Genomic DNA, 23,940 nt, shown 5'->3' on the forward strand with positions numbered 1-23,940 from the left:
GGTCGAATATTATCCCTTTAATCGATAAATTTTTCCGACTGAATATTCAATTCAATGTCCCAATGCTTAAACTGCTCTTGCTCATCATGCAAGTCGGCAACTAACAATGGCCATTGTTTGGCATCACCAGAAACACTAAGCTGCCATTGTTGATCATTTATGATGGTCAGTTCAATGGCAGGAAGCATCTGATCACTTCGACTATGGTTGAGTAAAACTGCTAGGCGAAGCAATAAACTTAAGTAAAGTAATTTATGACCACCAGCCTTCAAAATTTCGTTTTTTACATCATTTCGTAATTTACGACGATGATAAGCAACCAAATGTGAAAGATGATTTTGATCAATTTGCGAGAAACCCGGAATATCAGAATGCTGTAATAAATAAGCACCATGGCGATGATAACCACCATGACTAATTGCTAAACCAATTTCATGTAAATAAGCTGACCGACGCAGTAAGTCACTGTCTTCACTCGTTAAATTAAGAGATTTAGCAACACCATCAAATAATTGTTGTGCTGTCTTGACAACACGTTCTGCTTGTTTAGGGTCGGCATTATAACGACCCATTAGAGCTTGTACACTGCGGTCGCGGATATCTTCATGTTTAAATCGACCTAATAGGTCATACATAACACCTTCGCGTAATGCACCATCAGAATATGCCAAACGATCAATTTCTAGAACTTCAAAAACTGCGTACAAAATTGCCAATCCGGCTGGCAAAACTGCTCGTCGATCTTCTCTTAATCCTTCAAAATCAATTTCAGAAACATTTTTAAACTTAAGTAATTTATCTTTGAGTTTGTATAACCCTTCTCGAGTGACATTTTCTTGTTCATCACTTAAGCCCATATTAACCATAATTTGGCGACAGGCTTTAATCGTTCCACTCGAACCAACGACAGTATCCCACCCTTCCATTTTATAAGTCGTTGCAATAGCAGAAAGCTCTTTACGGGCAGCAACTACGGCCTTATCAAATGATTTTTGGGTAATTTCGCCATCTGCAAAGTAGGCTGTTGTATAGGCCACACAACCCATTTGTAATGACTCGGTGTAAATCGGTTCAAACTCTTCACCAATAATGAATTCAGTAGAACCCCCACCAATATCAACAACTAAGCGACGTCCACCATTGGCCATGGTATGCGATACGCCCAAATAGATCAGACGAGCTTCTTCTCGTCCTGCAATAATTTCAATAGGTTTAGGTAAAATTTCTGCAGCTTTTTGGATAAATTCATGACCATTTTTTGCCTGACGCAAGGCATTAGTAGCCACAATTCGTAAACGATTAGGTTGAACAGAACTCAATCTTCCAACAAAACGCGCTAGACATGCCAAACCACGTTGCTGAGCTGCTTCTGTTAAATTTTTATTCTCATCTAAACCAGCTGCAAGCTGTACTTTTTCTGACATCGAAGCAACTTTTTTAACTTCACCGTGATCTACCCGTGCAATTGCAAGGTGAAAGCTGTTCGACCCCATATCTATGGCGGCAAGTAATTCTTCATCAATCAGAAAGTCAGACATTATTGAACTAAACCCATAACAATTCACGCCTAGAGTAATTCACAAGAATGCAATTGAAAAGCCATTTTCATCAACAATTAACTGTCATTTATATTTTTCTATTTAAGAGTTGATTGTACAAGTCGATGATGAATATCGTGAGCATCCATTAGACAAATTTAGTTAAGCCTTGAATAATAGCATCAAACCCTTACATTGAACTAAGTAGCTATGTAATACTGATAGAGATAATTTTCTCCTGTAGTAATAGCACTTTTTTCTAAAAATTGGAGCCGTACCATGTCTGCGACTATTGTAAATACAACTGATGATAACTTCCAAGCAGATGTTCTAGACGCTGAAACACCTGTACTTGTTGACTTCTGGGCAGGTTGGTGTGCACCTTGTAAAGCAATTGCACCTGTTCTTGAAGACTTATCAAGTGAATATGCTGGGAAAGTAAAAATTGTTAAAGTTGATGTAACTTCTTGCGAAGATATTGCGGTGAAATACAATATCCGTAATATTCCTGCTTTATTACTTTTCAAAAATGGTGAAGTCGTAGCTCAACAAATTGGCGCTGTACCTCGCTCTAAACTTGTTAGCTTTATTGATGAAAATGTTTAAGTCAAAATGCTAAGAATGAAAATACGCTATACTTTTTTATAGCGTATTTTTTTCGGCTATAAATTGACAAATTAACTAAGCTGGCTTATATTACATGCTCAAGAGGCACTGAAGGGAATCATCTTCGTCCGGCTTCTTACAAGACACAAACATAAAGATCGCCACTCGGCAACAGAAATTGTTTTTTCACATTTTTCTTCGAAACAATCAATCAGACTTCTGAATTGTTATTGTGTAAATACAATTGCGATAATCTTTTTTGTATGCGAGCGATTTTTCTTCTTTTTAAACCACACTCTACTCTTTCCTAATTCTGACCCTTATGAATTTAACTGAACTCAAGAAAAAACCAATTGGTGAATTAATTAAAATTGCTGAATTTATGGGCCTGGAAGGTATGGCTCGTAACCGAAAGCAAGATATTATCTTTGCCATTTTGAAACGCCATGCGATGAATGGCGAAGAAATTTTTGGTGATGGCGTTCTTGAAATTCTCTCTGATGGTTTTGGTTTTTTGCGCTCTGCCGCAGGTTCGTATTTAGCAGGTCCGGATGATATTTATGTGAGTCCCTCACAAATCCGACGCTTTAACTTGCGTACAGGCGATACCATCACAGGGACTATTCGCCCTCCCAAAGAAGGTGAGCGTTATTTTGCGTTGCTCAAAGTTAACCAGATTAACTATGACACGCCAGAAAATTCTCGAAATAAAATTCTATTTGAAAACTTAACCCCCCTTTTCCCAACCGAACAATTGGTTATGGAACTAGGTAATGGTACGACAGAAGACTTAACTTCTCGTGTGGTTGACTTAGTTGCGCCAATTGGTAAAGGTCAACGTTCTATTATTGTTGCACCGCCAAAAGCGGGTAAAACAATGTTACTTCAAAATATTGCTCAATCTATTGTTAGAAACAATCCTGAAGTATTCCTGATTGTTCTATTAATTGACGAGCGTCCAGAAGAAGTAACCGAAATGGAACGTACTGTTCGCGGTGAAGTCATTGCTTCAACCTTTGATGAAGCTCCTGCTCGCCACGTACAAGTTGCAGAAATGGTGATTGAAAAAGCAAAACGTCTTGTTGAACATAAAAAAGACGTTGTGATTTTGCTTGACTCTATTACCCGTTTAGCGCGTGCATATAACACTGTCATTCCTTCATCAGGTAAAGTATTAACTGGTGGTGTAGATGCTCACGCATTAGAGCGCCCTAAACGCTTCTTCGGTGCTGCACGTAATATTGAAGAAGGTGGATCTCTTACGATCATCTCAACTGCTTTGATTGAAACAGGCAGTAAAATGGATGACGTAATTTATGAAGAATTCAAAGGCACAGGTAACCAAGAGATTACTCTTGATCGCCGTATCGCTGAAAAACGCGTCTTCCCTGCTATGAATATTAAGAAATCTGGCACCCGTCGTGAAGAGCGTTTAATGGATGATGATAACCTACGTAAAGTATGGATCCTCCGCAAGCTTCTTCATCCTATGGATGAGTTGGCGGCAATGGAATTCTTACTTGATCGCATGAAAGAAACTAAAACAAATGATGATTTCTTCGATCAAATGAAACGTAAAGCTTCAACTTAATCAATTAATCTTCAATAAAAAGCCACTCTTTTGAGTGGCTTTTTATTTGGTTGACAAGCTTTACACAAAAATACATTTTGCAGTTTTTTATGTAAAATTATTTATAAGATTTTGATAATAAATATTTTTGAATTAAAAAAATTAAGTTTTTTTAGTGGCTTACCTCTACCTTTTCCAATGTACTCGGGCTGATTGATTGTTTTTTTCTGTTAAAAAACAGACTGTTTTTCTCTTTTTCATACGTTTTTTTGACAGACGGCAGTAGTATTTCAGCATTTGCAGTGATAGCATAGCGGCAGACCAGTTAGACTGCTCCATGCGTTGTTACCTAGCTACGTTTTAGGAATAATAAAAGCAAAACAGTCCAACTTAGGTTTTTTTAATCTCAAATCTTTTTTGTGAGAGTGATGCCATGTTATTCAAAAAATTTGCTGTTGCTGCTGCTGTTGCTGCTACTTTAGCTTTCGTTGGTTGTTCTAAGAAAGAAGAAGCTCCTGCTGCTGCTGCTTCTGAAGCTGTAGCTGCTGCTTCTACTGCTGCTTCTGAAGCTGCTACTGCTGCTTCTACAGCTGTTGATGCTGCTGCTGCTGCTGCTTCTACACCTGCTGCTTCTGCACCTGCTGCTTCTGCTGCACACTAATCTATAATCTAGATTAGATAAAAAGAGGACATTTTGTCCTCTTTTTTTATGCCTAAATTTTAAGTTCTAATAATCCCTTCGCTTACAATACCAACCTAAAGCGGGACATCCTTAAAGTTAAATAAGATTATATAAAGCCATTTAAAATATAAATAAAAAAAAGCAGATCAATCGATCTGCTCATTTCCAACGCGTTGTCTAAACTTCTGACCCGCTCTGAAGGTCACTACACGGCGAGCAGAAATTGGAATTTCTTCGCCTGTCTTCGGATTACGTCCTGGACGTTCGCGTTTATCTCTTAATTCAAAATTACCGAAACCAGAGAGCTTAACCTGCTCCCCTGCAATAAGTGCTTGGCTAATTTCGTCGAAGAACAACTCGACCATTTGTTTTGCTTCACGGCGATTTAAGCTGGTTAACTCACTTAAATGATCAGCCATGTCTGCTTTAGTTAATGCTGTCATGAGGCCCTCAATGTCGCTTGATAAGTGTTTTCTAACACTTGGATAATATTGTCCATACCAGATTTAATTTCAGCATCTTCAAGCGTACGTGAAGGATGTTGCCACAATAGTGCGAACGCTAATGAGCGCTTACCATCTTCGACACCCTGCCCCGTATACACATCGAATAACCATGTAGAGTCTAAAAGCTCTCCACCAGTTTGTTCGATTAACTGCTGAATATCTCTAACATTTATATTATCAGAGATTAAAAGCGCAATATCACGTCTAACCGAAGGAAAACGTGATAATTCTGTAAAATTAGATACATAAGATTGCAAAACAGCTGTTTGATCGAGTTCAGCAACCCAAGTAGTGCTTAAATCAAGCTCATTTTCTAGAGATGGATGCAAACGGCCCAGATAACCAATTGACTTACCATCTACTAAAATGTCAGCCGATTGCCCTGGGTGCAACCATGCACGTTCTGAACGAACGTATTCAACACCTACACGCCCAGCAGCTAAAATCTCTTCTACTTCCCCTTTGAAATCAAAGAAATCCATTGGTTGAGGCTTAGCATGCCAAGATTCTGGTGCTTGCGAGCCTACTGCCACTAGGGCCAAGGTAGGAGTCTGTTGCAAGTCTTCAATACTCTTAGCATTTTGATAATCAAAACGCAGTCCGAATTCGAAGAAGCGAACACGGCTTTGCTGACGGTTGAGATTATATTGTACGCAAGGAATTAAACTAGAAAGTAAAGTACTACGCATTGCGGCCAAATCACTTGAAATTGGATTTGCGAGCATCAACGGTTTAACTTCCGGATTTAATTGCTTTTCAAGTTTAGCATCTGCAAAGCTAAAGCTAATTGCTTCTTGATAACCTAATGTCACGATCGTTTGACGTAGCTCAGCGAGCTCAAAGCGATCTTGGTATTTAGCAAATTTAACATCCATGCTTGGTAAGCTAATCTGGATATTGTCATAGCCATCAATACGTGCAACTTCTTCAATTAAGTCTTGATAAATTGCCATATCATAGCGATGTGATGGCGGTACGACACTCCACTCACCTTCAGCTTTAACTGTTACCTTACACCCTAGTCGGGTTAAAGCATCTGCAATGAATTCACCCGCGACTTGATATCCCAATAATTGATCTACCTGAGCTTGTTTCAGTTCAATGGCTTCACGTTTTGGGAGTAAGTCAGTTTTTTCAGCTACAGTAATTGGGCCAAATTCACCGCCCGCTAACTCTTGAATAAGCTGCGAAGCACGGTTCATCGCTATTAACGGCAATTCAAAATCTACACCGCGTTCATAACGCTGCGAAGAGTCTGTATGCAAACCAAAACGACGAGCACGACCAGCAATAGCAAGTGGAGCGAAGAATGCACTTTCTAGGAAGATATCGGTAGTGTCATCGGTTACACTTGATGCTAAACCACCCATAATTCCAGCAATTGCTAAAGCTTTTTGGTCATCAGCAATCACCATAATATCTTCTTGCAACTCAACCTCTTGATCATTCAGAAGTTGTAACTTTTCTTGCTGTGTTGCTTGACGAACGTGTACAGTCCCTTCGATTTTAGACAAATCGAATGCATGCATTGGTTGACCCAATTCCATTAAGACGTAGTTGGTCACATCAACCAAAATACTATGAGTACGAATTCCTGAACGCGATAACGCCTGTTGCATCCATTCGGGAGTAGCAGCTTTTACATTAACGTTTTTAACTACACGCCCTAAATAACGCGGAGCGCCTTCAGTACTGATAACTACTTTTTTCTCATCAGCAATGGTGGCAGCAACCGTATTAATTACAGGCTCATTCATTTGTAGCTTATTAATAACTGAGATTTCACGGGCAATACCACGAATACTAAAACAGTCACCACGGTTTGGCGTAATACTGATATCAATGACATTGTCATCAAGTTTGAGGTATTCGCGGATATTTACTCCTACTGGAGCATCCGCTGGCAGTTCGAGCAAACCATCGACTTTATCTTCAAGATCAATCTCAGAAGCACCACAAAGCATCCCTTGTGACTCAACTCCACGAAGCTTACCTTTTTTGATTTTAAAATCGCCAGGCAATACAGCCCCAATGGTTGCAACTGGAGCTTTCATTCCAACGCGAACATTAGGTGCACCACATACAATTTGCAGAGGCTCACCTGAACCAATATTAATAGTTGTTACACGCAGACGGTCTGCATCAGGATGCTGCTCAACAGTTAACACTTCACCGATTACAACACCTGTAAATGGTTTCGCCACAGGTGCTAATTCATCAACTTCAAGACCAAGCATGGTCAACTGATCAGACAATGTATCACTATCAATTGCTGGGTTAACCCATGTGCGTAGCCAATTTTCGCTAATTTTCATCTTTATAAACCTTATTTAATCCTGAAAAACTGTTAGGCAAATTGGCGTAAGAAACGCACATCATTTTGATAGAACATACGCAAGTCATTAATGCCATAACGCAACATTGCAAAACGCTCTACCCCTAAACCAAAAGCAAAGCCTTTGTATTTATCAGGATCAATACCAGCGGCACGTAATACATTTGGATGTACCATGCCACAGCCTAAAACTTCTAACCAACGGCCACGTTCATCCATAATATCTACTTCCGCACTTGGTTCAGTAAACGGGAAATATGATGGACGGAAACGTACCTTTAAATCTTTTTCAAAAAATTCATTAAGCAGATTAATCAATAAACCTTTTAACTCAGCAAAGCTGGTGTTCTCGGCAACGTATAGACCTTCGATCTGATGGAACATAGGTGAATGCGTTTGATCTGAGTCACAACGATAAACACGCCCAGGACATACAATACGAATTGGCGGTTCACTTGTTTCCATTGTACGAATCTGTACACCAGACGTATGCGTACGCAGTAAATGAGTGGCATCAAAATAGAAAGTATCGTGCATAGCACGCGCTGGATGGTGACCAGGAATATTTAATGCTTCAAAATTATGATAGTCATCTTCAACTTCTGGACCAGTCGCGACTGTAAAACCAGCTTTAGTGAAGAACTGACAAATTCTTTCTTGTACTTGAGTAACAGGATGGACTGTACCAACACGCTGACCGCGGCCCGGCAAAGTAATATCAATCGTTTCACTTGCTAGCTTTTGCTCAAGTGCTGCCTGCTGTAATGCTGCTTGACGTTCTGTTAAAGCAGTATTAATTGTTTCTCGAACAGCATGAATCGCAGCACCTTGTACTTTGCGTTCTTCAGGGTCCATTTTCCCTAATGCTTTCGATTGTTCTGCAAGCTGGCTTTTTTTCCCTGTAAATTGCACACGTACCTGATCAAGTGCAACAAGGTCTTGAGCTGCTGCAATGGCAGCAAGCGCTTCTGTGGTCAGGGCTTCCAGTGACATATTAACTCTCAAAGCAACAAATTAAAAAAATATAATAAAACACTGCATTCTAACAGTTTTTCATCGAATTGATGAAGTTTATCCATCATGAAAAATGTATTAGGCAACAAAAAGATAAAACGTATAAGATAATAGCATCGTCAATGAGATCAACTATTATGGCGCTCAATCAGATTTGGAAACAACAACTTACGCTTGTGACGTATGGGAATGAATACCTCCGCCAGAATTTAAGCTTTAACCAATGGCGACAACATCATATTTTTGATCACCATAGTTTTCAATTTCGTGACTTAGCTTCTCAGCATTTGCTTGCCCAACACTTTCAAGTTTGGTTGGAAGCTTTAAAAAAACAAGGCACCACTCAGCTTAGCTTACATTTATCAAGCCTTCTAAATGAAGAGCAAAATCCAAACAGCAATGTTGAGCTTTTACCTTATACTCATTTTATTGTGAGCCATGAAAATAATAAGAAATTTGCATGGATTTTCGGCCATGAACTTGCTGAATGGTATAACAATGATAATGAGTTTGAAGCCCCCCTTTCACAAACCTGCGAACTTCGTTTAGAAACGTTCTGGCGTTTTGAACTAACTGAAAAATTATCAAAAAAAATTGAAGCAGATTTAAAAAATCCGCCATGGCAAGAAATAGCAGACTTTATGGATAGTGAATTATTTCGTAGTAAATATGCAGCAGGTTTTGAAGAACCAGAGTTTCAAAAAGCTTATTTTGATGGTACAAACATTACGAGCCAAGCACCAAAACTTGCTTTAATTCCAGAGAATTATCCTGCAGATTATGCCCATCAACTTTTAAATCGTACTCAAGCATTAACCAACCATTTAGAACAAAAGAAGCGACTTGCAAATGATCCTTTAGGAGAAGAGCTAGACCAAGAACAACTCATTAATTTAAGAAATTTCACGCAAAAAACTGATGATTTGTTTGCCAAGCTTATTGTTAAGACTGCTAATCACTACCAAACAGCTCAAATAATTCCAGTCGTTAAGGCTTCTCCATTCGAGCAATCAAATGAAAATCCACAACATTTGAAATCTCACCACCATAAAGGCACTGGTTCAGGCGTGATTAAGCTGATTGTTTTAACGATTATTATTTGTGCCTTGGCTTATTATTTTGGCCTTTAATCAAGATTACAGTTCCCATTGATAAAATAATTCTGTTATTTCGAAGCCGAACTCAGGTAGTTCGGCTTCGCCAATTATTTTGGCTCCCATTTTTTCATAGAAGAAACGGCTTGGATTTTTATTAAAAACTTCTAAACGAATAAAAGCGTAGCCTTGATTTAATGCACATTGATAGAACTTTTGAAATAACTCACGGCCTATACCTTGCCTTTGAATTTCTTTCAAAAGATAAAAGGCAAGAATTTCAGCAGTATTATTCTCAGGGCTCAGATAACCATCGAGAAAGCCTTTTACCATTCCATTTTCAGTATAGATAAATAACTTATGATCAGGGCTTTTGGCTATTTCTTTCCATAGTAGCTCCTTATCTAGTACTTTAAGCTCATCCAATATTTCTTGCTTAAGCATACCTGTATAAGTTTCTTTCCAACACTGTACATGTACTTCTGCAATAGATAATGCATCCTTAAAGGTGGCTATACGAATTTCTCTTTCATTTAACGATTTCAATTCGTTCCCCGCACATCATTACTTTTTAAAGTTAAGTATCATTTTTTAATACAAATTTATTGAGCTAAAAGCTGCTCCCGAACATGCATTAAAGCAAAGCCCAATAAATTTAAACCTTGCCATTGAGATGGGCCTTGAATATGTAAATGATCTTGCGCCATACCAATTCCCCAAATTTTATCTACTGGAGATGCTTCAACCAAAATACGATCTTTCGTAGCTAATAAGAATTCTTTCAGTTCAGGATGCTGAGAGAATTTAGCAAAGTTCGCCTGCACCACGATATCAAAACGTTTTTCTTGCCATATCTTTTCATCATAATTGCGCACTTTACGACCTAGTTGTTTTGCTTCATTCGGATGTTTAACTTGCAAGATCTGTGCAAAGATTTCTTCATCATTAAATAATTTTGCTTTTTGCGCCATCATATAGTGCTCAGCAGTAAAGTATTCAATACCCTCATCTTTAAATTGCGCTGGATACCACTGACTAAAACAACTCTTATCAATAAGATCAGCTTGCTTAGGAGTATGCCCCCAAAAATATAAATATTTAAACTGATCACCTTTTTGCACTTTTTGAATTAAGTCATCTAAAAATTTTTCATCTTTCATCATTTATCTCTGGTTATTATCTTTTTTAAAACAGAACCACTAAAAATAAAAAAGACCGCTAAAAAGCGGCCTTTTTTTGAATCTCTAAGCTTATGCAGCTAATGCGCCTTTAGCTTTTTCAGCTAAAGCAGCAAATGCTACTGCATCATGCATAGCGATGTCAGCTAATACGCGACGGTCGATGATCACTTGAGCTTTTTTCAAGCCATCGATCATACGGCTGTAAGACAAACCGTTTTGACGAGCACCAGCATTGATACGCGCAATCCATAGAGCACGGAATTGACGTTTCTTTTGACGGCGGTCACGATAAGCGTATTGACCAGCTTTGATTACCGCTTGGAACGCTACGCGATAAACGCGTGAACGAGCACCATAGTAACCTTTAGCGCGAGCAAGAATTTTTTTGTGACGACGATGAGCCACTACACCACGTTTTACACGAGCCATTTATAATCTCCTTAGATGTATGGGCACATACGACGAACTGAGTTCACGTCAGAAACATGAACCATTACACAGCCGCGTAATTGACGGATACGTTTAGCAGATTTTTTGGTCAAAATGTGGCGCTTAAATGCTTGTTTGCGCTTAAAACCGTGTGCAGTCGCCTTGAAGCGTTTAGCAGCACCGCGGCGAGTTTTCATCTTAGGCATAACAACCTCTTTTGAACACCTGTTCGGAACGTTTGCACCATTGCAAAAACGACCTGCAGGTAAGGGAGCCGATATTCTAAAGCATCCCAACTTAAAACAAAAGTAAAATGCTCATTTTTTGATAGTAAATCATCTATTTTATATAAACGTTATTTTCTATAATCAATTATCAAATTACGAGAAAATCCATAAAATCCTCCCCTATAATAAGTGCAATCGCTTAAATTCAAAAGAATATGAATATACAAAATGATGCTTTCGCTGCATTACGGTATCGGGATTTCTCTATCGTTACGATCAATCAATTTTGCTTAACGCTCGCAATTTTGATTCAAGAAATTATTGTTGCCTACTCATTATATCAAATCACCAAAGATCCACTGACCTTAGGTTTAATCGGACTTGCAGAAGCAATTCCATTTATTGCCCTTTCTCTTTGGGGAGGTTATTTCGCAGATAGGTTTAATAAACAGCTTATTATGAAAATCTGTTTATTTTTCTCGGTTCCTCTTCCCTTGGTTTTATGGTTACTTTTCCACTTACATGGTTTAGAACACATCAGTGTTAACTTCCTTTCTTGGGGTATTTATGCAGTCATTTTTGGCTTGGGAACAATCCGTGGTTTCTACAATCCCTCTGCAACATCATTAAAACCATTTTTAATTCCGCGCGAACTCTATGCAAATGGTGCGACATGGACAACGATAGGCTGGCAAAGTGGTGTAATTATAGGACCAATGCTTGGTGGTTTTATGCTTGCTTATTTAGGACGGGAAACTAGCCTATTTAGTGTTGCTGCTTTACTCGCTATTTGCTTTATTTTAATTAACTTATTGCATAAACGTAGTTTCCCTAAAATTGAAACTGACAATATTTTAGAAAGTCTAGGAGACGGTTTCCGTTTTATCTGGAAAACTAAAATTGTTCTTTGGGCGATTTCTCTTGATTTAGTTTCTGTTTTATTTGGCGGTGTCATCGCATTATTACCCATTTTTGCAGAAGATATATTAAAAGTCGGTCCTGAAGGGCTCGGATATTTAAGGGCAGCTCCATCTATTGGCGCACTCATTACCATGATTGCCTTAACCCGCTTTCCGCCAACTCAACATGCATGGCGTAACATGTTACTTGCTGTAGCAGGTTTTGGCATATTTACTATTCTATTCGCCTTCTCGAATAATATGTGGTTATCTCTCTTTGCGCTTGCTATGACAGGTGCATGTGACAGTATTTCTGTTGTTGTAAGACAAACCATTTTGCAAATTTTCCCACCAGAAAATATGCGGGGACGCGTAGCCGCTGTAAATGGCATGTTTGTGTCTTCGAGTAATGAATTAGGAGCTTTTGAGTCAGGCTTAGCAGCTAAATATTTAGGCACAATTACCGCTACAATTTTTGGTGGTTGTATGACGCTTGTTGTCGTCACCTTCTGTTGGCTCAAAACTAATGATCTATTTAAAGTGGACATTACCAAAAGCTCAGAAGATTAATTTAAATAGGTATAAATCAGAGCATCTTCGGATGCTTTTTTATTTTAAATAAAACCCATTACTACCCAGTAAATAAACAAATAGCGCCCTGCTTTGGCAATAAGGACTATACCAAGGAAGCGCCAAAAATTTTCTTTGAATAGCCCAGCAACCAAAGTAATGGGATCTCCAATAATAGGCGTCCAACTCAAAAGTAAGGAGTAAAATCCATATTTATGGTAAAAGCTCTGCGCTTGTTGTAACCGCTTTTCAGAAACTGGAAACCACTTACGATGTTTAAATTGTTCTATCTTTAGGCCTAGCCACCAATTAACGCAAGAACCCAATACATTTCCAAAAGTAGCAATACCAATTAAAAGCAAAGCTGAATATTGCCCCTTTAATAACAAAGTCGCCAATACTGCTTCAGACTGTAGAGGTAATAATGTCGCCGCGCCAAAAGCACTCATAAAAAGCAAAAAGTAGCTCAGCATAATCAATCACACCAAACGACTTTTTGCTTTAAGTATTCACTAAATCCAAGCAAGAAATTAGGCCACTTTAATTGATAGTGCTTTCTGAACTGCTGGACGTGCTGTTAAACGCACAATATATTCTTGTACGTATGGATAGTCTTCAATCTGAATACCTTGCCATTCATAACGTAAAATCCAAGGTAAAATTGCCATGTCAGCAATAGAGTATTCACCAGCGACAAACTTCTGACCAATGAGTTGTTTGTTAAGTACACTATATAAACGTTTAGTTTCATTAACATAGCGGTCTATCGCATAGGGGATTTTTTCTGGGGCAAAACGATTGAAATGATGATTTTGCCCAAGCATAGGCCCTAAACCACCCATTTGCCACATGAGCCATTGCTCAACCTCAACTCGCTCTTGCTCATCTGTTGGGTAAAACAATCCAGTTTTTCTACCTAAATATTGCAAGATAGCGCCTGACTCAAATATAGAAATTGGCTCACCACGGGGTCCATCTTGATCAACAATCGCAGGAATTTTATTATTTGGGGAAATTCTCAAGAAGTCTGGTTGAAATTGATCATTTTCTAAAATATTGATTGGATAAAGAGTGTAATCCAGTCCCATTTCTTCTAAGGCAATTGTGATTTTATGTCCATTGGGAGTTCCCCAATAATATAGATCAATCATTCTATTTTCCTATTCATCATTATCATGGCTGCGTCTTGGTTTATATCATGTTTTAAGAGAGACGATTAGATTTCCAACACCAAAAAACACATAAAATTCGAGAATTGAATTTCATAGAAAAATATATTAATTGTCTTAAATGAAACTGAATAGAGAAAAATTAAATCATCTTTTTTATTTGTATTTAGTTATAAAAAAGCACTGCTTTTGCAGTGCTTTTTTTGAGTATTACTTTTTCTTTTTCGGTCCAAGTAACATACCCATTTGACGGCCTTCCATTTTTGGTGCTTGTTCCACAACCCCAAACTCAGCTACATCCGCTTCAATTTTTTGTAATTGAGCTAAGCCAAGCTGTTGGTGAGCCATTTCACGACCACGGAAACGTAAAGTAATCTTCACTTTGTTTCCTTCTTCAAGGAATTTCAAAATAGCACGAAGCTTAACTTGATAATCACCAACATCAGTTGCAGGGCGCAGTTTGATTTCCTTCACTTGCACTTGATGCTGTTTTTTCTTCGCATCTTTTTGCTTCTGCTTCAGGTCAAACAAGTGCTTGTTGTAATCCATAATTTTACAAACAGGCGGCTCGGCGTTTGCAACGATCTCAACAAGATCAAGTTCAACCTCTTCAGCAGCACGCAGTGCTTCACTTAATGAAACAATTCCTTTTTGCTCACCTTCAGCACCGACGAGGCGTACTTCTTTTGCACGGATCTCATCATTAATTGCTGGACGGTTGCTTTTTGCACCTTGTTGTTGGTTACGGTCAGGCTGTTTAATCTTTCTTACTCCACAATATACCGGCCACGTTCGGCGACGGCAGACTTCACTAAGTCAATGAATGCATCTACTGACATAGTACCTAAATTTTTTCCTGAGCGGGTACGTACATTCACTGTACCTTCTTCAACTTCTCGATCACCAAGAACTAACAAGTAAGGAATACGCTCTAGAGTACGCTCACGAATCTTAAATCCGATTTTTTCATTTCTCAAGTCGGAAATGGCACGAAGACCATTTTCTTTGAGTTTTGCTACGACTTTCTCACAAGCTTCAGCTTGAGAGTCCGTGATATTCATGACACATGCTTGTAACGGTGACAACCAAGGTGGCATGAAACCAGCGTAGTGTTCAATTAGTATACCAATAAAACGCTCAAAACTGCCAAGAATTGCACGATGCAACATAACAGGCTGATCACGATCATTGTCTTCAGTCACATAAGACGCATCTAAACGCTCTGGTAAGTTGAAGTCACACTGAATAGTACCACATTGCCATACACGTCCGAGACAGTCTTTCAATGAGAATTCAATTTTCGGACCATAGAACGCACCTTCACCAGGTTGTAATTCCCATTCTAACCCTGCTGCATCTAAAGCATCTGCTAAAGATTTCTCAGCCATATCCCAAAGCGCATCATCACCCACACGTTTTTCTGGACGTGTAGAAAGTTTCATTTGCACTTCTTCAAAGCCAAAATCTTTATAAACATCAAGCGTCAGTTTAATAAAATCTGCAACTTCTTGACCGATTTGTTCTTTAGTACAGAAGATATGTGCATCATCTTGTGTAAAGCCACGTACACGCATAATGCCATGTAAAGAACCAGATGGTTCGTTACGATGACAAGAACCGAACTCTGCTAAACGAATTGGCAAATCACGGTAAGACTTCAAACCTTGGTTGAAAACTTGCACGTGACATGGGCAGTTCATTGGTTTAACCGCATAATTACGACTTTCAGAATGAGTCGTAAACATGTTGTCTGCATAGTTCGCTGCATGGCCTGATTTTTCCCAAAGCGTAAAGTCTACGATTTGTGGTGTTTTAATCTCAAGGTAACCATTGTCTTGCTGAACTTTACGCATGTATTGTTCAAGAACTTGGTAAATCGTCCAACCGTTTGGATGCCAGAACACCATACCTGGTGCTTCTTCTTGCATATGGAACAAGTCTAGAGCTTTACCAATTTTACGGTGGTCGCGCTTTTCAGCTTCTTCAATACGTTTGATGTATGCAGCAAGCTGTTTCTTATCAGCCCATGCAGTACCATAAATACGTTGAAGCTGTTCGTTCTTCGCATCACCACGCCAGTAAGCGCCAGAGATTTTTGTCAGCTTAAACGATTTTAAAAATTTAGTGTTCGGTACGTGTGGACCACGACACATATCTAAATAATCTTGATGGTAGTACAAGCCCATTTGTGTTTCTTCAGGCATGTCTGCAATCAAGCGTAATTTGTATTCTTCGCCACGTGCAGTAAATTCAGCAATTACTTCATCTCGTGGTGTCATTTTTTTAACGACATCGTAATCTTGATCGATGAGCTTTTTCATGCGCTCTTCGACAGCTGCCATATCGTCTAATGTAAAAGGACGTGGCATCCAGATGTCGTAGTAAAAACCTTCTTCAATGACTGGACCAATCACCATCTTGGCTTCAGGGAAAAGCTGTTTAACAGCATGTCCGACAAGGTGTGCACAAGAATGGCGAATAATTTCAAGACCTTCTTCATCTTTTGGAGTGATAATTTGTAAGGTCGAATCTTCGGTAATTAAGTCACATGCATCAACTAAGCGATCATTCACACGTCCAGCAACAGTATTTTTTGCTAGACCAGGCCCGATACTTTGGGCAACTTCCATAACAGATACAGCGTGATCAAAACTCTTTTGATCGCCATTTGGCAATGTGATAATTGGCATAAAAAAATCCTTAAGGAGTGATGCCCTATACGAAGGAGCATTTCACCGCGAGATTATGATCGAGGCGAACCTCAAAATATAAAAACGGTGTAAATCAAAATTAAAAAACCTGAAAGATTTTACACTTGTTCAAGCAAAGTGAAAACCTTTGAGCCCATAAAATCATAAATACATTTTGCTTATCAGGTAAACAGCAATAAATGACTTAAAAACATATTGAGATGATTTTTTAAACATGTTCAACACAAGTGGTTTAAGATGAAGAAAATAGCATTTCTGCTCATTTTCTGACTGGAGGGTATTTCCCTTTAAGACTAAAGCATAGATGCTTTGATGAGTATTAAGTCATATTTTCAAAGAATGAATTAAAAATAGAACACGGAGTTGTTTCACATGGTTAGTGCTTATGATGAATTGCCACGCACACCCGCAAACTTTGTTGCGTTATCGCCTCTACGCTACCTAGAGCGTGCAGCTTATATTTATCCAAATCACGCTTCGATTATTCACGGTAAACGACAAATTTCATGGAAAGAAACTTACCAACGTTGTTGCCAGTTTGCTTCTCAGCTCAAACAACTCGGAATTGGTAAAAATGATACGGTATCAGTTTTATTGCCGAATGTGCCAGCGATGATCGAAGCACATTTTGCAGTACCGATGACTGGAGCTGTGCTCAATACGCTCAATACACGTTTAGATGCAAAAACAATAGCTTTCATGTTAGAACATGCTGAAAGCAAAGTGCTTTTGGTTGACCCTGAATTTGTTAATCTGGCAAGAGAAGCCCTCTCTCTTATTCCCGACCAACACATTATTGTGATTGATGTAGCTGATGATGAATATGAGGGCGAGAATCAGTTTATTGGCTCTTTTGAATATGAAGAATGGATAGCTCAAGGCGACATTAATTTTGTATGGCATTTACCAGATGATGAATGGGATGCAATTAGCTTAAGCTACACTTCAGGCACAACAGGTAATCCTAAAGGCGTCGTTTATCATCATCGGGGAGCTTATTTAAACGCTGCAAGTAATATATTGGCCTGCGGAATGAAACCTCGCGCTGTGTATTTGTGGACATTACCGCTTTTCCATTGTAATGGCTGGTGTTTTGCATGGAGTATTGCAGCTAGTGGTGGAACCAATATTTGTTTGCGCAAGGTCGATCCAGAATTAGTCATGCAACTCATTGCAAAACATAAAGTTGATTATTTCTGTGGTGCCCCTATTGTTCTTTCAATGATTATTAACTTACCTAAAGAAAAACAAACTGACTTTGATCACCATGTTGAAGTAATGGTTGCCGGAGCCGCTCCTCCAGTTGCTATTATTGAAGGTATGCGCAATATGGGGATTAACGTAAACCATGTGTATGGTTTAACTGAAACTTATGGGCCTTCTGCCTTGTGCGCTTCCCAATCGGGATGGAATGAGCTTTCAATTGCCGAACAAGCTCAACTTCATTCTCGCCAAGGCGTGCCCTACCCATTACAAGACAGTATGCGCGTATTAGACCCAGAAACCATGCAACCCGTACCAAACGATGGACAAACCATGGGAGAAATCATGTTCCGTGGCAATATTGTCATGAAAGGCTATTTAAAGAATCCTAAAGCGACTCAAGAAGCTTTTGCTGGTGGATGGTTCCATACGGGAGACTTAGCAGTTTGCCATCCCGATGGTTATGCAAAAATTACTGATCGCTCGAAAGACATTATTATTTCAGGTGGAGAAAATATTTCCTCTCTAGAAATAGAGGATGTGTTGTACAGACATCCAGCTGTTTTAACTGCTGCGGTCGTTGCTAAACCCGATGCTCGTTGGCAAGAAGTACCCTGCGCATTTATTGAATTAAAAATGGGTGCTACAGCAACACCTGAAGAAATTATTGCACATTGCCAAAAAGAATTAGCACGTTTTAAAGTTCCTAAAGATGTGGTCATTACAGAAATTCCAAAAACATCGACCGGCAAATTACAGAAATTCATTTTGCGTGAATGGGCAAAAGAACGTGCTGAAAATATATAAATAAAAAAAGCGACGCCTTGAGCGTCGCTTTTTTTATTTAAGTGCTTTTAGCCTTGATCAGACAATAATGCAATTTGCTGCACATAGTTAACAAATTTAACTTTTGATGCCTCGATATCTGCTTCACTCGCCTGTTGAGTTTTATCACGGTTGATTCTCAACACATGCTGACGCAAGGTGTGACGTTCCGATGCATTATAAATTTTACTAAATTCAGTAATTGCAGGATCACCCTGTTCAATCATGCGGTCAACCCAACGCATTAATTGAGCCTGTCTTTTTGCGCCTTGCTGCGGGGTTAAATAAGACAAAATAACGGTCTCATCTTCATTGCGCAATAACTTACCAATACGTTGAAATTGGCGACGACGTGCTTCAAAAGAACTAATGTTCTGCACTTCCATTAAAGCATCAATTAAACGCTCATCAACTGGAAGTTTCTGAATTTGTTTAATAGAAAGTTGTGCGAGTTGCTCACCTAAAGCAGCCATGCGTTGCACTGCTTTTTTCTGTTCGGTTTTGCTTGCACGTCCTTCTAAAGAACCGAAATCTTCTTCAGTATAACGTTGGGAACCACGTGCCACGATTAATCTGCCTCATAAAATTTTGCTGCGAATAACGCCAGTACTTCATTTAATGCCTGTTCTTCGTCGGTACCATCAATGACCAATCGTAAAGTGGTCCCTTTACCTGCACCTAACATCAGCAAAGACATAATATTTTTTGCATCTACCAAATGATCGCCTTTCCCAATCTGGATCGACGAACGAAACTTTGTAGTGACCTCTATCAGTTTTCCTGATGCACGAGCATGTAAACCGAGTTTATTAATTACATCAACAGTTGTGTCTATCATGACCAGTGCTTCATTTCTCTGTGTAAGACCTGAACAGACCATTCTGCCTCAAGTGCTTGTTTTAGTCTATCTACGATATAAACCGAACGATGTTGACCTCCAGTGCAACCAATAGAAATCGTCATATAGTGACGATGTCCTTCAGCAAATGCTGGAAGCCATTTTTTTAAGAAGTGAAGAATATCATCAAACATTTCGTTTGCTTGTGGACTTGCTTCTAAAAATTGTCTTACTGGCTCATCCAAACCAGAAAAACGTCTTAATTCTAAATCCCAATGCGGATTTGGTAAATGCCGTACATCAAAAACATAATCGGCATCTAAAGGAATGCCATGTTTATATCCAAAGGACTGCAATATGACAATAAGCTTATCTGACTGCCCCAATTTAGACAGTAAAATATGCTTTAAATCATGAACGCTTTTATCTGTTGTATCAATATGAACCGTAGCGCGGAACTGAATTGGAAGCAGCAACTGCTTTTCTTCATGAATACATTGCAACAGACTTTTAAAACGGTTGGCTAATGGATGTGGACGACGCGATGCACTAAAACGTGCAATCAGATCCTGATCTTGCGTAGTAAGGTAAATAACATCAACCGTCCCATGTCTTTGTAGTTGCTCAAAAACATGATCGAACTCTTGCATATCTGCCCGAGTACTTCTTACATCCACACCTAAAGCCAATTGCTCTAGGTTATTTTCATGATCTAGCTTTGCCACAATTTCAGGCAGCAATGCCAAAGGCAAATTATCAATACAGTAATAGCCCAAATCTTCTAATACTTGAAGGGCTGAAGATTTTCCTGAACCAGACTGTCCTGTCACGATAAGTATACGCTTCATGGCATGGCTGTCCTTTGATCTATTTATTGGGGTGTAAAGGCAACTTCTAAATTGTCAATCAAACGGGTTGCCCCCAGTTTTGCCGCGACAAATAACACAATATCACGATCAAATTGAGTAGCAGGTAACAGATTTGTCTGACGAGCTTCGACATAATCAACAACAAAACCATTATCTGTCAACTGAGTTTTGATATCTTCTACAACTTGTTGCAAATCTTTGCCTTGATGTAACTGTTGCTCAGCCTGCTTCAAACTTTGATAAATAACCGGAGCCACCTGACGGTGCTCATCGCTTAAATAACCATTTCTTGAGCTAAGTGCTAAGCCATCTGCTGCACGAACAATTGGCACACCAATCACTTCTAAAGGAATATTTAAATCTTGTACAAACTGGCGAATAACTGCTAACTGCTGGTAATCTTTTTGCCCAAAGAAAGCATAATTGGGTTGCACAATATTAAAGAGCTTAGTTACCACCAAAGCTACACCATCAAAGTGCCCCGGACGTGAACTACCACATAAAGCATCTGTAATCTGGTTTACACTTATGTTCGTTAAACGCGGTTGTGTACCGTACATTTGCTCAACTGATGGTGCAAAAATAATGTCACAGCCTACATCGGCAAGCAGGCGGCTATCTTGTTCTAAAGTACGAGGATAGTTGTCAAAATCTTCACCCGGTCCAAATTGAGTCGGATTTACGAAAATGCTCACAACCACAACATCACATAACTTTTTCGCTTCACGAACAAGTGTGAGATGTCCTTCATGTAGATTTCCCATTGTTGGGACAAAACCAATAATTTTACGTGCAGCTCTAGCAGGATTTAAAGAAGCTGCAAGACCTTGTATGGTGGTTTCTGTTTTCATGAATTACAGCTCAACGTGAAAAGTATGTTCTTTAGCAGGGAATGACTGATCAAGTACCGCAGCATGATAAGCTTTAAACGCATCTAAAATAGCAGTTTCACCTGATTGCTCTTTCATAAAGTTACGTACAAAACGCGCAACTCGACCAAAAGTTAAACCTAACATATCTTGTACAACCAATACCTGACCATCGGTTGCATTACCTGCACCAATACCAATTACAGGTGTATTTGGGAATAATTCAGCAATTTCTTGTCCCAACTGAGCAGGTACACATTCAAGTAATAACACCGATGCACCCGCCTCAACTACTGCTGTACAATCAGCAATGAGTTGATCTGCCGCTTCACGTGTTCTCGCTTGTAATTTATAACCACCAAATACATGTACAGATTGAGGTGTTAAGCCTAAATGTACACAAACAGGTACGCCATTACGGGTTAAAACCTGCACGATTTCACTTAACCATGCACCGCCTTCGATTTTCACCATTTGAGCGCCAGCTTGCATGACTGTTCTTGAGTTCTGCAAAGCATCATTTAAGGTTGCATAACTCATAAATGGCAAGTCTGTCATAATCAAGGCATGTTGATTACCACGGCGTACCGCTGCCGTATGATAAGCCATATCTTCAACGGTTACTGGCAAAGTTGAATCTCGCCCTTGAATTGCCATTCCAAGAGAATCACCAATTAAGATTGTATCAATTTCAGCAAGTTCCATTGCTTTTGCCATGCTTGCATCGTAACAAGTTAGACAAGAGAACTTACGTCCTTCGGCTTTAAATTTTCTTAAGTCACTTAGACTAATCATGATGATATCCTCTACAGGAGTTTGCAGAACATAATGAATCGAGAGCTTAAGCCCAAGACTCATCCGCAAGTACAGTCAGCGTTGGCTGCTGTATCAGTTCTAAATTTTTAAGTGGCTGATCATTAATCTGTAAATCAGCATCTAAATCTAATAAAGGAATCACAACGAAATCTCGTTGTAGAATGCCTATGTGCGGCACAGTTAAGCGCTCATTGTGAATTTTTTCATTGCCATAAATAAGCAAATCCAGATCTAAGGTTCGCTCACCCCAACGACGGAGTCGCACACGGCCAGCTTCTTGCTCAAACCGTTGTAAATGATCCAACAAATCTAAAGGCGCAAGATCCGTATTTAATTTTGCAACTGCATTTAAATAATTTGGCTGGTCTTGAGGCCCCATAGGTGGACTTTGATAAAGTTTAGAAACTTTAACCATTCCTAAGGTTTTAAGCTTGGCAATGGCTTCAGATAAAATTTGACGTGAATCGCCTAAATTACTTCCTAAACCAATATAAGTGGTTATTGTCATTGCGTTGGCCCAAAAACAACTTGGCTTAAATCGCGTTGTACCCGCTTACGTTTTAAAATTGGATGATCGCCCATCACACCTGCGTCCAAAGCAGTCGCTTTTTCAACAAATCGGCTTACTGTCTGATCTTGTCTAGTACGTTCTTTTTTCCCACGGCGAGTGCGTGGTTCCGGAATATCAACTAAAGGTTCAATTTCCGTCTCAACTTTATTATTTTCAATAGGCTCAGCAGCAGCTTTACGACGGTTTCTAGCTTTCTGACGATTATATTGGCTAATAGCAGCTTCTTTTTCGTCATTTGACATTTCTTGGTAGGATTCCCACCAGCTTCCCATTCCTTGTGTTGTGTCATCACCTGACTTTTCACGGAGTAATAAGAAGTCAAAACCAGCACGGAAGCGAGCATGCCCTGCCAATGCTTCTATTTGCTGTGGTTTTGGATTGAGCAAACGAGTTTGCATTTCCCAAACTTCACGAATAAAAGTTTCTGCAAAACGAGGAATAACTGTACGTGTCGCTTGACGTTTTAAGACATCTAAACCAGCCTGTGCACGCGCTTCGGCCGGCACAATACCTTTAGATAAATAAAATTCACAACGCTCTAAAAACGGCTGCCACAATAAAACCGCATAGAAAAATGCAGGGTTAATTGTTTTACCCACTTGTATACGTTGATCTGTATTCTTTGCTGCTCTTAAAATAAATGCAGTGAGATTAGGCTGAATATCGGCAAAAAGTTGCTTCCAGACACCAAACTCAATCAACATTGGCAAAACACGCGCCAAATGTCCCATTGTGAAGAGCTTCTGAGATTCATCATATAAACGATGCGGCGAGACATCACGCAATAATTGCGTCATTTCGGCATCAAATATATCGAGAATATTTGAATCAATTTTGAAATTTAACTTGGCTGCAAAGCGTAGAGTTCGCAGCATACGCACAGGGTCTTCTTCAAAACGCTGTGTTGGATCACCCAATAAACGCAAAGTTTTGTTTTTAACATCGTCAATTGCTTTGCAAAAATCGAGCACAATAGCCTTACGCGGTTGGTAATATAAGGTATTGATAGAAAAGTCACGTCGAGCAAAGTCTTGTTCGATGGTACCCCAGTTATTGTCACGTAAAATCATGCCTGAGGCACTCGTAACTGCTTTTTTAGGAGGGGCACGGAATGTTGCAACTTCAATAAGCTCACGCCCTGAATAGACATGTGCCAATTCAAATCGACGGCCAATGATTCGGCAACGTCGGCCAAAAACTTCTTTAATTTGAGCAGGTGTCGCATTGGTGACTGCATCGAAATCTTTAGGATTAAACCCTAGCATTAAATCACGGACACCACCCCCAACAATATAAGCTTCATAGCCAGCTTTAGTCAGGCTATCGATCACATCTAAAATCGAAGAAGGAAGTTGGGCTGTGGACAAACCACATTTTGACGCTCGCAAGGTTTGCAAAAGACGCTGTCTCCTACGTCA

At 39.4% G+C, this 23,940-nt stretch carries 26 protein-coding genes; 6 read left to right on the forward strand and 20 right to left on the reverse strand.

The genetic code is table 11. The features are described 5' to 3' along the window. Positions 1-17: 17 nt before the first annotated feature. On the reverse strand, positions 18-1,538 hold the full coding sequence (ppx, locus tag RMB13_RS18695; protein ID WP_311086035.1) for an exopolyphosphatase: 1,521 nt from the start codon (positions 1,536-1,538) through the stop codon (positions 18-20). Between the two features lie 279 nt (positions 1,539-1,817). On the opposite strand from ppx, the gene trxA reads away from it, so the two are divergent. Further along, entirely contained in the window at positions 1,818-2,144 is a 327-nt protein-coding gene (gene trxA / locus RMB13_RS18700) for a thioredoxin (protein ID WP_003655060.1), read from the forward strand. 322 nt (positions 2,145-2,466) lie between these two features. After that, positions 2,467-3,735: a transcription termination factor Rho gene (gene rho / locus RMB13_RS18705; RefSeq protein ID WP_003655059.1), complete on the forward strand. Its 1,269-nt coding sequence runs from the start codon at positions 2,467-2,469 to the stop codon at positions 3,733-3,735. A gap of 165 nt (positions 3,736-3,900) precedes the next feature. On the opposite strand, the gene RMB13_RS18710 is transcribed toward rho, so the two are convergent. Then, positions 3,901-4,053, reverse strand: a complete 153-nt coding sequence (locus RMB13_RS18710; RefSeq protein ID WP_080026324.1) for a hypothetical protein — start codon at positions 4,051-4,053, stop codon at positions 3,901-3,903. Positions 4,054-4,147: 94 nt separating this feature from the next. On the opposite strand from RMB13_RS18710, the gene RMB13_RS18715 reads away from it, so the two are divergent. After that, positions 4,148-4,375 (forward strand): hypothetical protein, encoded by a 228-nt coding sequence (locus RMB13_RS18715; RefSeq protein WP_311086036.1) that lies wholly within the window; start codon positions 4,148-4,150, stop codon positions 4,373-4,375. A 167-nt stretch (positions 4,376-4,542) separates the two neighbouring features. Here RMB13_RS18715 and RMB13_RS18720 read toward each other — a convergent pair whose 3' ends face one another. The 3 genes from RMB13_RS18720 to pheS are packed head-to-tail and all read right to left on the reverse strand — an operon-like array spanning position 4,543 to position 8,230. Next, complete coding sequence (locus RMB13_RS18720; protein ID WP_000126166.1) at positions 4,543-4,839, reverse strand: integration host factor subunit alpha; 297 nt, start codon at positions 4,837-4,839, stop codon at positions 4,543-4,545. Then, on the reverse strand, positions 4,836-7,217 hold the full coding sequence (gene pheT / locus RMB13_RS18725; protein ID WP_311086037.1) for a phenylalanine--tRNA ligase subunit beta: 2,382 nt from the start codon (positions 7,215-7,217) through the stop codon (positions 4,836-4,838). Before pheT ends, RMB13_RS18720 begins: the two co-directional genes overlap by 4 nt. A gap of 32 nt (positions 7,218-7,249) precedes the next feature. Continuing rightward, on the reverse strand, positions 7,250-8,230 hold the full coding sequence (gene pheS / locus RMB13_RS18730) for a phenylalanine--tRNA ligase subunit alpha (protein WP_003655056.1): 981 nt from the start codon (positions 8,228-8,230) through the stop codon (positions 7,250-7,252). A 158-nt stretch (positions 8,231-8,388) separates the two neighbouring features. Here pheS and RMB13_RS18735 point away from each other — a divergent pair, with 158 nt between their 5' ends. After that, a complete protein-coding gene (locus RMB13_RS18735; protein WP_311086178.1) occupies positions 8,389-9,381 on the forward strand; it encodes a hypothetical protein in 993 nt (330 codons plus the stop codon). 6 nt (positions 9,382-9,387) lie between these two features. On the opposite strand, the gene RMB13_RS18740 is transcribed toward RMB13_RS18735, so the two are convergent. The 4 genes from RMB13_RS18740 to rpmI all read right to left on the reverse strand — a co-directional run bounded on the left by RMB13_RS18740 (position 9,388) and on the right by rpmI (position 11,161). Next, positions 9,388-9,891: a GNAT family N-acetyltransferase gene (locus tag RMB13_RS18740; protein WP_311086038.1), complete on the reverse strand. Its 504-nt coding sequence runs from the start codon at positions 9,889-9,891 to the stop codon at positions 9,388-9,390. A gap of 56 nt (positions 9,892-9,947) precedes the next feature. Next, positions 9,948-10,505, reverse strand: coding sequence for an NADAR family protein (locus RMB13_RS18745; protein WP_311086039.1), 558 nt, complete (start codon positions 10,503-10,505; stop codon positions 9,948-9,950). 90 nt (positions 10,506-10,595) lie between these two features. Further along, the gene (gene rplT, locus RMB13_RS18750) at positions 10,596-10,955 is read right to left on the reverse strand and encodes a 50S ribosomal protein L20 (RefSeq protein WP_000124858.1); all 360 of its coding nucleotides are present in this window, start codon (positions 10,953-10,955) and stop codon (positions 10,596-10,598) included. A gap of 11 nt (positions 10,956-10,966) precedes the next feature. Beyond that, positions 10,967-11,161: a 50S ribosomal protein L35 gene (gene rpmI / locus RMB13_RS18755; RefSeq protein WP_003655048.1), complete on the reverse strand. Its 195-nt coding sequence runs from the start codon at positions 11,159-11,161 to the stop codon at positions 10,967-10,969. Between the two features lie 236 nt (positions 11,162-11,397). On the opposite strand from rpmI, the gene nreB reads away from it, so the two are divergent. Beyond that, entirely contained in the window at positions 11,398-12,651 is a 1,254-nt protein-coding gene (gene nreB, locus RMB13_RS18760) for a nickel resistance MFS transporter NreB (protein WP_311086040.1), read from the forward strand. Positions 12,652-12,695: 44 nt separating this feature from the next. Here the strand turns inward: nreB and RMB13_RS18765 are convergent, their stop codons facing one another. The 4 genes from RMB13_RS18765 to thrS all read right to left on the reverse strand — a co-directional run bounded on the left by RMB13_RS18765 (position 12,696) and on the right by thrS (position 16,510). After that, entirely contained in the window at positions 12,696-13,124 is a 429-nt protein-coding gene (locus tag RMB13_RS18765) for a YqaA family protein (RefSeq protein WP_311086041.1), read from the reverse strand. Between the two features lie 57 nt (positions 13,125-13,181). Next, entirely contained in the window at positions 13,182-13,802 is a 621-nt protein-coding gene (locus RMB13_RS18770; protein WP_198496548.1) for a glutathione S-transferase N-terminal domain-containing protein, read from the reverse strand. Between the two features lie 228 nt (positions 13,803-14,030). Further along, entirely contained in the window at positions 14,031-14,582 is a 552-nt protein-coding gene (infC, locus tag RMB13_RS18775) for a translation initiation factor IF-3 (RefSeq protein ID WP_080592984.1), read from the reverse strand. 5 nt (positions 14,583-14,587) lie between these two features. After that, positions 14,588-16,510, reverse strand: a complete 1,923-nt coding sequence (gene thrS, locus RMB13_RS18780) for a threonine--tRNA ligase (protein ID WP_005302419.1) — start codon at positions 16,508-16,510, stop codon at positions 14,588-14,590. Positions 16,511-16,903: 393 nt separating this feature from the next. On the opposite strand from thrS, the gene RMB13_RS18785 reads away from it, so the two are divergent. Continuing rightward, positions 16,904-18,541 carry an acyl-CoA synthetase gene (locus RMB13_RS18785; RefSeq protein WP_311086042.1) on the forward strand — a complete coding sequence of 546 codons (1,638 nt, stop codon included), beginning with the start codon at positions 16,904-16,906 and terminating at the stop codon, positions 18,539-18,541. 47 nt (positions 18,542-18,588) lie between these two features. Here RMB13_RS18785 and yjgA read toward each other — a convergent pair whose 3' ends face one another. From yjgA to pcnB, 7 genes are read right to left on the reverse strand one after another with little or no spacing between them, the layout of a single operon-like run. Then, on the reverse strand, positions 18,589-19,125 hold the full coding sequence (gene yjgA / locus RMB13_RS18790; RefSeq protein WP_005036793.1) for a ribosome biogenesis factor YjgA: 537 nt from the start codon (positions 19,123-19,125) through the stop codon (positions 18,589-18,591). Positions 19,126-19,127: 2 nt separating this feature from the next. Then, entirely contained in the window at positions 19,128-19,397 is a 270-nt protein-coding gene (locus RMB13_RS18795; protein ID WP_013198928.1) for an HPr family phosphocarrier protein, read from the reverse strand. Beyond that, complete coding sequence (gene rapZ, locus RMB13_RS18800; RefSeq protein WP_003655028.1) at positions 19,394-20,245, reverse strand: RNase adapter RapZ; 852 nt, start codon at positions 20,243-20,245, stop codon at positions 19,394-19,396. Before rapZ ends, RMB13_RS18795 begins: the two co-directional genes overlap by 4 nt. 23 nt (positions 20,246-20,268) lie before the next feature. Then, positions 20,269-21,117 (reverse strand): pantoate--beta-alanine ligase, encoded by an 849-nt coding sequence (panC, locus tag RMB13_RS18805; RefSeq protein ID WP_005036795.1) that lies wholly within the window; start codon positions 21,115-21,117, stop codon positions 20,269-20,271. A gap of 3 nt (positions 21,118-21,120) precedes the next feature. Continuing rightward, the gene (gene panB / locus RMB13_RS18810) at positions 21,121-21,930 is read right to left on the reverse strand and encodes a 3-methyl-2-oxobutanoate hydroxymethyltransferase (RefSeq protein ID WP_132070798.1); all 810 of its coding nucleotides are present in this window, start codon (positions 21,928-21,930) and stop codon (positions 21,121-21,123) included. 46 nt (positions 21,931-21,976) lie between these two features. Then, positions 21,977-22,459, reverse strand: coding sequence for a 2-amino-4-hydroxy-6-hydroxymethyldihydropteridine diphosphokinase (gene folK / locus RMB13_RS18815; protein ID WP_311086043.1), 483 nt, complete (start codon positions 22,457-22,459; stop codon positions 21,977-21,979). Next, positions 22,456-23,919 carry a polynucleotide adenylyltransferase PcnB gene (gene pcnB, locus RMB13_RS18820; RefSeq protein WP_311086044.1) on the reverse strand — a complete coding sequence of 488 codons (1,464 nt, stop codon included), beginning with the start codon at positions 23,917-23,919 and terminating at the stop codon, positions 22,456-22,458. The genes folK and pcnB overlap by 4 nt, the downstream gene beginning before the upstream one ends. Positions 23,920-23,940 lie beyond the last annotated feature (21 nt).

The sequence above is a fragment of the Acinetobacter sp. V102_4 genome (assembly GCF_031799005.1).
Lineage (GTDB): Bacteria > Pseudomonadota > Gammaproteobacteria > Pseudomonadales > Moraxellaceae > Acinetobacter > Acinetobacter calcoaceticus.